This is a genomic window from uncultured Methanobrevibacter sp. (genome assembly GCF_937906425.1).
Classification (GTDB): domain Archaea; phylum Methanobacteriota; class Methanobacteria; order Methanobacteriales; family Methanobacteriaceae; genus Methanobrevibacter.
Genome location: NZ_CALCYR010000229.1, coordinates 1 through 7129 on the forward strand (window position 1 = coordinate 1; position 7129 = coordinate 7129).

The 7129-nt window shown below is 32.0% G+C and carries 6 protein-coding genes and 1 pseudogene; 1 reads left to right on the forward strand and 6 read right to left on the reverse strand.

Annotated elements, in window-relative coordinates; translation table 11 throughout:
• Nucleotides 1–50: 50 nt before the first annotated feature.
• From brxC to Q0138_RS06640, 6 genes and pseudogenes are all read right to left on the reverse strand, one after another.
• The gene (gene brxC, locus Q0138_RS06615; protein ID WP_297982339.1) at nucleotides 51–3665 is read right to left on the reverse strand and encodes a BREX system P-loop protein BrxC; all 3615 of its coding nucleotides are present in this window, start codon (nucleotides 3663–3665) and stop codon (nucleotides 51–53) included.
• Between the two features lie 11 nt (nucleotides 3666–3676).
• The gene (locus Q0138_RS06620) at nucleotides 3677–4255 is read right to left on the reverse strand and encodes a DUF1788 domain-containing protein (protein ID WP_297982342.1); all 579 of its coding nucleotides are present in this window, start codon (nucleotides 4253–4255) and stop codon (nucleotides 3677–3679) included.
• Nucleotides 4256–4300: 45 nt separating this feature from the next.
• On the reverse strand, nucleotides 4301–4897 hold the full coding sequence (locus Q0138_RS06625) for a DUF1819 family protein (protein WP_297982345.1): 597 nt from the start codon (nucleotides 4895–4897) through the stop codon (nucleotides 4301–4303).
• 241 nt (nucleotides 4898–5138) lie between these two features.
• Nucleotides 5139–5534, reverse strand: coding sequence for a CRISPR-associated endonuclease Cas6 (locus Q0138_RS06630; protein WP_297982347.1), 396 nt, complete (start codon nucleotides 5532–5534; stop codon nucleotides 5139–5141).
• A 30-nt stretch (nucleotides 5535–5564) separates the two neighbouring features.
• A pseudogene (locus Q0138_RS06635) lies at nucleotides 5565–5807 on the reverse strand (hypothetical protein); the annotation flags it as partial.
• Between the two features lie 26 nt (nucleotides 5808–5833).
• Nucleotides 5834–6991, reverse strand: coding sequence for a TIGR02710 family CRISPR-associated CARF protein (locus Q0138_RS06640; protein ID WP_297982350.1), 1158 nt, complete (start codon nucleotides 6989–6991; stop codon nucleotides 5834–5836).
• Between Q0138_RS06640 and Q0138_RS06645 the strand changes: the two genes are divergently transcribed.
• The coding region (locus tag Q0138_RS06645) for a hypothetical protein (RefSeq protein WP_297982352.1) at nucleotides 6882–7129 on the forward strand (248 nt) is incomplete at its 3' end. The genes Q0138_RS06640 and Q0138_RS06645 overlap by 110 nt on opposite strands.

A 7129-nucleotide genomic window follows, 5' to 3' on the forward strand; every position in this document is an offset into this window, starting at 1 on the left:
CCCTACACGACGCTCTTCCGATCTATTCTTATCCATAAAAATAACCTCAATTAGAGTCTTATATTAACAATATCAATTTCATCATCATCTAAACGTTTTTTAACTTCAGATTTTATTTGATTTAAGAACATTTCTAAATCAGATTCATTTTCTATTTTTACTTTAGATTGGGAAGCAATAAATTTAATAGTAAGTTCTACAGATTTTGGTTTAGATGGTTCTGCTTCTCCGCCACCAGCAGCAGTTATATGTTCTTCCTTAAATTTATTTATTAAATCTACACAATTACTTCTCAAAATAGAAGCTTCATCACTTACTCCGCGAATAACAGATATTACATTAGCTTTATTTAATTTTTGAGATAAGTTAGCAAATTTATTTTCAAAATTTAATCTATATTTTGAATTCAATTCATCTTTAAATTCATAATCCTCATCTAAAATAGCTAAAACTTCATTTAATTCATTATTTATATCATTTCTTGGAGTTACTTTCTCTTTATCAATAATTTCCTTATGTTTTTCTTCAAACTTATCATCCAATAGAGGAAGATCCTTTATTCTGGAATAAGGATTAGGCATTCTTAGAATATCTCTAATCTGATTAACAATATCAATCAATTCCATATCACTGATAAAGTTCATATTGGATTCATAAATCTTATAATTCCTGCTAGCTTCATCAAAGTAATTCTTTTGACTGCTATTGAAGAATTGAATAACAGAATAAGTATTATCACCCATATCCAAAAATTCATCTTCTTTTTCTACTACAAAACTATAGAACTGATTAATGGATTTTTTAGATTTGACATCCAGCAATATATCTCTTGAATCAATTAAGGCATCCTTGCCAGGATAATCCGGATTTGACCTATAATAAGTTAAACAGTCATTAATCTCATTCAATTTTTTATCTGAAGCAAAAACAAACTTGTCCATAATAAGCTCATCATTATCAGAACTAATGCTTTCATTGAAAACATCTTTTAAGAGTATTTTAACAGTTTTTACATCTCTCCTTTTAATTCCTTCTCTCTTTTCAACCAATAGCTTTTCCCTGAAATCCTTTCCATCCAAGAATTTAAAGATTTCCTCAGCTTTATTAGTCTTTAAAGAAACAATCTCTGAATTCATAATCAAATCAATTCTCTTTTGAGAGAATAATTTAGCCACTAACCATTCCACATCAAGCTCAATAAAGCCATAAGGAGAGGATGTGAATCTATTGAGAATAGTCTTCATGCTTGGTTTGATATAATTGCTTGATTGCATTTCAACATATGCATACAAATCGTTTAAAGCATTATTTGCTTTTGATTCCACTCCAGCAAAGGTTTCTTGAGAAGATTCCTTAATTGTAGAAATAATATCTGATTTATCTGGTGAAAAGTCCATATAAGTGAGCTTATGATAGACTTTAGAGACCAAATCACCTAATGCATCGTTGATTCTTTCACTTGCATTCTTCTCCATAATGTTTACTTTAGAACCATTTACATAGATATCTGCCTGTTTAAGAGCTTTTTCAAGCAATATTACAATTCTTGATTCCTTCTCTAAACGCTCTTCACTCTTTGCAATTTTGAGATGTTCCTTGATTTCTGTGCTGTTCTTTTGAAGGTATTTTTCAATCTGCAGGCTTTCTTCTATCTCTTTAAATACTGTAAAATCATTATTCAAATGTAAGATAACCTCTTTATTATTTTGAGATAAGCCTCTTAAAGCATTATAAATCATCTCTTGCTCTGAACTTTCAGACAAAGTTGTTTGGGCAGAGCTTTGCACATTGAAATCATAATAAGGGCTAATTATTCTAAGGCCAATGTCATTCTTATGCATTCCACTATCTATATTATCAATTGCCTTATTAAAGGCAAAGTTATACTTATTGTTGTATTTGTATTTCTTTTCCTTGAAAATATCATAAAAGATAACATCAGATGCCTTATTTAATATTTCACCTAATTCAACATTGACATTCTTGATTTCCTTATTAACATCCTGTTCTTCATTGGTTAAGAATGAATAAATGTCTCCATTTTTCTGAATCAATGTTTCACGTTCCAGCCTTACAAGGGATTTGACAATCTTGTTTCTTAAATCAGGTAAATCCTCATCGATATGGGAAATCATCAATATTGTGATATTGTCCAAGTTTGCCTTAATCTCCTTGACATATTTAATTAAGAACAGTGACTTTAAGACATAGACATCAAAATCAGTCAATAATTCATTATATCCCGCTTTAATGATAACTGAACTGTGGGAATGATCAATAAACTGTGATAATGCATCATAGAATATATTAAATGGAACCAATGACTGCTCATCCTTATCCATCATTTCAATAGCGGCATGCTGGAACATTGCAAGCATTGAACGCTCTCCTTCTGCAAGGTGTTTTCCTGATGCTCCATGCTCCCTGATAGATGTTAAAACAGCTTGAAGCAAATTGAATTGATAGGGTATGAATGGATAGATAGATGCGAAATCATCTGCATTCGCATAATTTTTCATCTCTGCACTTTCAGTGAAACTGAAATTATTCTTTAAGATAGGTTCAACTTGAGGATAATATGCCTTTAGCATATTATTGGCAACTTCATTTTTGGCTAAAATTCTTTTTCTAATGACTTCATCCACATTTGCAGAGGATAATGAAAGTCTTGTTTTGAATCTTCCTTGAATTTTAGAGAAGTCCTGACCCTTAACATCCACCAAATCATCAATATTCTGCTGGCTTGTAACTATAATCCAAGCTTTTCCCTGACATTTGGTCCCCAAATCCTCGGTAATTGACTGCAAATTAAGCATTAATTTAGTATCATCTCCAATGTATTGTCCTACTTCATCCACTAAGAACACAACATGATGATTCTTTCCTTTAGAATTGCAATAATCTGCCACTTCATCTGCAAATTTTTCTATAGAAATATTAAAATTTTCTTCAGCCTTTTCAACCCAGTTTTGAGCTGCATCACGACTCATAAAACCAATACTAACAATTGATTCCACAATTTCGTCAACTATAAAATAATAATCATCCCTTACGATTTCCCAATCTTCACCATTTATATCCTTAAAGACTGTTTTAAATTCTCCATATTTTCCTTCAGAATCCAATTTTTTCTCAAAATCTGCTAAAAATGAATATTCAGTACAATATCCTCTCATTTCATTAAATACTTTTATAAATACATCGAGAATCTTATCCTTTTCTGAAGAAGAATTGGAGCTTTTTGAATCGATATTGAATAAGATAACATCAGTGCTGACACCGCTTGATTTGATCATATCTGCTATGACAACTGGATCCTGTATCTTATTATCTTCTTTAAAGAAATCAATAGGTCTTCTAAAACTTCCAGGATTTTCCCTATCCTCAACTTCCAATTGACTATTCAAAATATATGATAAAATCTTCAGGAAGTGAGATTTACCACTTCCAAAGAAACCGGAAATCCAAACACCCATATCATCAGTGGCAATGCTTGTTCCTCTGGCATAAATGTTAAAAAACTCACTAAAATGTTTTTTTAACTCATCAGTCACAACATATTCATTCAATTCCTGATATATGTTTTCTTCATCCTTTTGACCTACTTTAATAACACCTTTAATATCTCTATCAATAGGTTTTTCAAACATTTCTCCTATTTTCACTTAAAACCCCCCTAATCCACTAATGGAAAAGCCCTATAATAATTACTATCCTTGATTGTATTGAACAATACCAAATCGTTTCCAGAATATCTTCCAGGGAAGAACATGATAACTGGAACTTCATCTAACTGCTGATGCAAATTGTTTAAAACATTATGAGATCTAAGCAAAGGATATGCTTTGCCCACACCTGTAATAAAAATTACTGAATTTTCCGTGTATCTATCAATTATATAATTCACGATTAAATTTGAATCCATGCCTAACTTCAACATTTTGGTAACTGCCTTTTTGGCATGTTCCCTACCTTTTTTCTCTTCAAATTTAAAAGTTTTTTCAAGATATCCCTTATTTTTTAAAATATCCAGAATTATTTCATATAAATCAAATTCAAGAATTTTAAATCCTAAATTCGGATTATTGTTTATCTTATTTTTCAAATATTCCACTTCTTTGCGAACCCTTTGTTCATATTTGGGATCATAATCAAAAATAAAATAGCCTACTTCATTTCCCAGACCCTTATTCTGTAAAAAAGAAGGTTCCTTGATTTTTATTTCTATCTGGTTCAACCTTTTTTCAATGCTCAATATAATCCACACCCCTAATTTAAAAATTTTTGAGATAAAGCACTCCTAAACCTTTTCTCCTGTAATTGAATAATAATAAGGACCTAAGTCATTTTCAATCAGCATATTTTTCAATCTTAAATCTACAAATGGAACATATATTTCTCTTTCATTTCCAGCAGATTCCAATACTCCCGCCTCGGAAAGCATGTTTTTATAGCCTCTTTTAAGCCTTTCAACAGTTTCTTCTCTCCACTGGCTGACTTCTTCACTTTGATATGACTTCTCATCGAAAAACTTGTCAAAATCCTTAGGCCTTAGAGTGAAATCACCTAGAACAATATGCTCTCTAAAGACTTCATACATAAATTCAAAAAATAGTTTATCCTGCTTTAAAACGGATATTAAAACAAAAACTTTTGCGGAATTGGTATCAGTTCTCAGGAAATATTCCAATACATCTTCTGAAAATGAGCTTAAACGTCTGAAAATACCATTTGTTACTTCTTTGACACGAGATTCTGTTTCTACTTGAAAAATATTTTCTTTCAATGCCAAATCCATGATTTCTTCTTTAGAATAACCTTCCAACATCAATTCAGCTACTTTTCTAGACTCAATAAACCAAAAAGAGTTGCTAACTAAACCAGCACTATATTTCATTTTTCACCCTCTAAAATAACATACTAATATTTAGTATTTAATAATAATAAACTTTTTTAAAAAAGTATACAGTCAAAAAAAGTAAGAAAAAAATAGTAATGAATAGTAAAATTCTTAAAAAAATGTTTTGGCGAACACCCTTTGATAAAAAAAATAGTTTAGTTAAAGACAAAAAATGGGAAAAAATAAAAAAATGAATTAAATTGAGGGAGTTCCCCAATTTTAAAAAAAGTTTAAAAAGCTATTCCTCTTCGTCTAGAACCCTTACAACAGTTCCAAAGCCATGACTTACTCCCTTTCCAAATCCAAAGTAATTAGGAATCCGGAATTTGACCTTGAATTCTCCTGTAAATGCAAGCATGTTAATTGACTTGTAATCCACACGTGTAAAGTCAAGCCTTGTTTTTGGATACAGCCTCCTGTCAACAATAATTCCCAAACCCTTGGCCATTGATAGAATGTTGCCTACAAGAATCTTGTTGAGAAACACTTTCCTCTCCTTCCAGCCTTCAATACTGTTGAAGCGTTGGAAATTGTTCTTGTTCAAGGCAAGCCATGGAGTGATGAACTTGTAATGATACTCCCTGTTGGTAGTTGAAACATTTATTTCATCCTCAACAATAATTCTATCCTCCACCTTGTAGTAGGAATCGGAGAGCCTGAGTTCTGTGATGTCCTCTGCTATATCCTTTAACAGATCCGCTCCCTCTTCAATGCCAAGCATGGAAGCCTGCCCGTCTATTACATGGTACTGGATGAGGGGATAGGAGTATAATAACTTGTCTTGTGCATAATGGTTGTGAAGCAGGGGATAGTCGAAATGGTTTCCAATATATCCTCTAAGCTTTGAAGAGTCCTGCCTTATTTTCTTGTTTGTCTTAAGCACAAGGTATGATGTGTTTATTTTCATTTAAATGCTCCTTAAAATTAAACCACTCACATGTTGAATTTAGGAAATTCCGCCTTTTCCATATAATTTTCTATGTCTGGAAAAGCCTTAATCGCATAATCCAATACTCTCTTGTAAAAATCACAAGCTGAATCCTTGCTTAAAGGAGTCAGTCCATGTGCTAGAATGGAATCATTTCGCTTACTTTTTGCACAATCCAATTCCCTATCTGCAAAATAATCCCTGGCCAATTGAACATCGAATTTTTTTAATAGGACATAACTATTTTTCAAAGCAATTTTAAATGTTTTTTCATAATTTTCATAATCAGGGATTCTTAAGCTTTTTATATAATCCCTGGCCTTGTAATTATCCATGGTTTCAAGATCAAATTGCTCGCGATTGATATAAAATACCTTGTTGTCATGCAATCTCTGTTTATCCATAATGGATAATTCATTCAATTGAATCTGTGCGATTAATTCAATAGCCCTGTACAATCTTGCAACGGCATCATCATAAGATCCTGAATCAATTTTGCGTTTGGCATTATTCAAAAGATCAGGCAAATAATATTTTATGCCTTTGTTAATATCATTTGCCAATTTCAATCTTAAGAATTCAAGATTGTTATCTAATTGCAATATGAATTCTTCTGATACTCCAAAGTCTTCAATAAATGACTCAGGCATTTTTTCAATTATCTGCTTTTGGAGGTATGTGCTTAATTTAAGGGATTCATATTTATCTTCTTTTCTATTGAAAAACTTGATTTTCTCATTGAATTTATCCCAGCTTTGGTAAAAACTTATCAACTTAACATAAAAATGAGCTAATTCCTCCTCTTTAGTCAAGTTTCCTTCATGCAAGGAATTTTCCGCTTCCAGGAAATATTTTAAAGATGCCTCATACTGGTTGCCGTTGAAAAAGCTTTTACCTCTCTTGAATTCTGAAATCGCATACTTCTTATATGGATTAATTTGCATCTTGTTCAGTTCGGAACCATCTTTGACGACTCCAACACCTTTTTTGGTTCTGCTTTTACTATCCTTCTGACCCACATATGAAAATTTAAAGTTGCTGTAATTTCCTTCAATGACTGCAAGAACCACTCCTGAAACCATCGGTTTTGTGCCTCCAGTGAAATCCACACGGACCTCATATTCCGGACTGTCAAATTTGGAAAAAACCTCCCTTGATTTAATAAAGGAATCATCAAGAGACTCTGCATTGCTTGGCATGTCTAATGATTTCGACTGTGTAAGCTATGTAGATCTTATAACAGATGAAGAGACGGTTTATTATTCAAGCCAGACCTTTAAGGAGCTTTTGGGTAAGCAAAG